Below are 2,378 nucleotides of genomic sequence, written 5' to 3' on the forward strand. Positions count from 1 at the left end.
GTGCGGTTCTGTGAGGGGCTTTTGAGACTTGAACCTCTCATCGCGAAATTATTTTATATTGATGAAAGGGGTGAAGGTCGAGACAAAGTCTACTCGACGATGTTATGTCTTTAAAAGATTGGATTCAAGAAAGTAATAATATAGTATTTTTTGGTGGTGCTGGAGTGTCTACAGAAAGTAACATTCCAGATTTTCGTAGCGACAATGGATTATATAAAAAGAAGTATCCATATCCGGCTGAGATTATGTTGTCACATAGTTTTTATTTAAGTCATCCTAAAGAATTCTTTGATTTTTATTTTAATCAGATGATTTATCCAGATGCCCAACCTAATAAGGCACATTATGCTCTTTCAAAACTTGAAAAAATGGGAAAGCTAAAAGGGATTGTGACACAGAATATTGATGGCTTACATCAGATGGCAGGCTCTAAAAAGGTCTATGAATTACATGGAAGTGTTTTAAGAAATACTTGTACACATTGTCAAACAAAATATTCTCTAGAGGATATGATGAAACTAAGAGATAATGAAGGTATTCCTAGATGTAGCAAGTGTGGTGCCATCATTAAGCCAGATGTTGTTTTGTATGAAGAAGGCTTAGATGAATATACATTGTACTCGGCTATTCATGCGATTGAGCAGGCAGATCTTTTAATTGTAGGTGGTACAAGTCTTGTCGTATATCCTGCGGCTGGTTTAATTAACTATTTTCATGGCAAACATTTGGTTTTGATCAATAAAGATAGTACGAATATGGATTCAAAGGCGGATCTTGTGATTCATGATTCGATTGGTAAGGTTTTAGATGATTCACTATGTGAAGTTTATGTGAAATAAACACTAAACTTGAAATTTAGACATAAATAAACTAAAATTTTATCATGTCAGAAAGAAACAAGAAATCTTTTATCCGTGATGGATTATATAACATAGAAAGAACAATGCAGTTAGACCCGGCAGCACATTCAAAATGGGAAGTGTTTTGGTTGTATCCACATATTAAGGCAATTGGTTTACATCGTATTGCCCATTGGTTTTGGGTGCATAATCATACATTTATTGCGCGTTGGGTAAGCAATCGAGCAAGGCATTGGACAGGAATTGAAATTCACCCTGGTGCTGTGATTGGTCGTGGCTTGATGATTGATCATGGTATGGGAGTTGTGATTGGTGAAACGGCAATTATCGGGGATGATTGTCAGCTTTATCATGGTGTCACACTTGGTGGTACAGGAAAGCAACATGTCAAAAGACATCCAACTTTAGAGGATGGTGTATATATTGGCTGTGGCGCAAAATGTTTAGGAAATATCACTTTGAAAAAGGGGTGTCGTGTAGGGGCAAATGCGGTCGTCTTAAAAGATGTTCCTGAAGGGGCAACTGCAGTAGGTATTCCTGCAAGAATTATAGAGAAGAAATAGGTGGTTGTATGTGGAAATATCGTTGTAAATCCCATTTAATAGCTTTAGTTGTAGCTTTTTTAGTTGGACTTTGCTTAAGTGCGGTTGTATTTGCGAGTGGTATAGATATGAGTTCGGATATGTTGTCGAGTTCATTAAGTTCTGTGCCAGGTGTAGATACAGAATCACTGAAACAGGTTTTAACGTATCTACAAAATAATATGTGGATCTTATATGTAGGTGATGCCTTATTGATTTCAGGAATCATCAATATCATTTATATTGGACAATATGTAACATCACGATTCAACATCAGCCCATGGATCGTTATGTGTTTGATTTTCTTTTTACCTGAATACATGATCTATATAGGTGCCATTTTGGTTGTGCCTGCATTTATTGTATGTATTTATGGAATGTTAAGTTTACGTAAAAACATTTCGAAAGAACGTCGCGAATTTAATTTTACAAGTGATGATGAATTGGTTCGTATGTATAAGATTCATCATGAATTGGATGAGTCTTATAAGGATCTTGCAAAGACTTGTCGTAAAAATGTGCGTAAATTAACAGGTATTTATGCGTTAGGTATTGTTGCCCTATTTGCGATTTTAATTGCCGTGAATAACATGATGCTTCTAGCTGTATTGTTGATGTTCTACTTATTTGCGTTTAATTTAGTGTTACGTTATCGTGCTGTATCACTTTTACCAATCACAAAATTATTATATGAAGATTGTAATCCGGAGGCTTGTGCGAGTGCCATTATTTACTATTGCACAAATTCAAAGGGACATACACGCTTGAGCCAGCACACATTGCTTGCACAATGCTTGATTTATTTAAATGATGCTGAACTTGCTCAAGATGTATTGATTAGTTATCCGCGTAAGGATGCATCGAGTTCTTTACAATATTGGTCATTGATGTCTTACATCTATTATATGTTGAAGGATGAAGAGGCTTTATCTCGTTG

General features: G+C 35.7%; 3 protein-coding genes. All 3 read left to right on the plus strand.

Features of this window, described 5'->3' with window-relative positions:
* Positions 1–104: 104 nt before the first annotated feature.
* Entirely contained in the window at positions 105–839 is a 735-nt protein-coding gene (locus tag ACZQCL_RS08745) for an NAD-dependent protein deacylase (protein WP_118114812.1), read from the plus strand.
* 44 nt (positions 840–883) lie between these two features.
* Positions 884–1,423 (plus strand): serine O-acetyltransferase EpsC, encoded by a 540-nt coding sequence (epsC, locus tag ACZQCL_RS08750; protein WP_227991110.1) that lies wholly within the window; start codon positions 884–886, stop codon positions 1,421–1,423.
* An 8-nt stretch (positions 1,424–1,431) separates the two neighbouring features.
* The coding region (locus ACZQCL_RS08755) for a hypothetical protein (protein WP_482482852.1) at positions 1,432–2,378 on the plus strand (947 nt) is incomplete at its 3' end.

The sequence above is a fragment of the Holdemanella sp. genome (genome assembly GCF_056804935.1).